Annotated in this window: 2 rRNA genes; both read left to right on the forward strand. The window is 45.4% G+C overall.

Features of this window, described 5'->3' with window-relative positions:
* Nucleotides 1-100: ribosomal RNA gene (locus AC0C45_RS30015) — 16S ribosomal RNA — on the forward strand; the annotation flags it as partial.
* Nucleotides 101-325: 225 nt separating this feature from the next.
* Nucleotides 326-917, forward strand: a 23S ribosomal RNA gene (locus AC0C45_RS30020); the annotation flags it as partial.

Here is a 917-nt window from a genome sequence, read left to right on the forward strand (position 1 = left end):
AGTAACCGTAAGGAGCTAGCCGCCTAAGGTGGGACAGATGATTGGGGTGAAGTCGTAACAAGGTAGCCGTATCGGAAGGTGCGGCTGGATCACCTCCTTTCTAAGGATTTTTACATGACGTACGTTTTGACACTTTGTTCAGTTTTGAGAGTTCAATCTCTCAATTATAGAAAGCACACTACTTTCTTCTTATCTAATAAGAAGAATTTTGGTTGCGATTGTTCTTTGAAAACTAGATAACAGTAATTGCTGAGGAAAAGTGAAACTTTTCTTTAATCAAACCAATAAATAACACAACAATATGTTGTACCATTTATTCGCTAATGGTTAAGTTAGAAAGGGCGCACGGTGAATGCCTTGGCACTAGGAGCCGATGAAGGACGGGACTAACACCGATATGCTTCGGGGAGCTGTAAGTGAGCTTTGATCCGGAGATTTCCGAATGGGGAAACCCACTGTTCGTAATGGAACAGTATCTTTATCTGAATACATAGGATATTGAAGGCAGACCCGGGGAACTGAAACATCTAAGTACCCGGAGGAAGAGAAAGCAAATGCGATTTCCTGAGTAGCGGCGAGCGAAACGGAATTAGCCCAAACCAAGAGGCTTGCCTCTTGGGGTTGTAGGACACTCTATACGGAGTTACAAAGGAACGAAGTAAATGAAGCGACCTGGAAAGGTCCGTCGAAGAAGGTAACAACCCTGTAGTTGAAACTTCGTTCCCTCTTGAGTGGATCCTGAGTACGGCGGAACACGTGAAATTCCGTCGGAAGCTGGGAGGACCATCTCCCAAGGCTAAATACTACCTAGTGACCGATAGTGAACCAGTACCGTGAGGGAAAGGTGAAAAGCACCCCGGAAGGGGAGTGAAAGAGATCCTGAAACCGTGTGCCTACAAGTAGTCAGAGCCCGTTAA

The sequence above is a fragment of the Priestia sp. VA7 genome, from assembly GCF_055710015.1.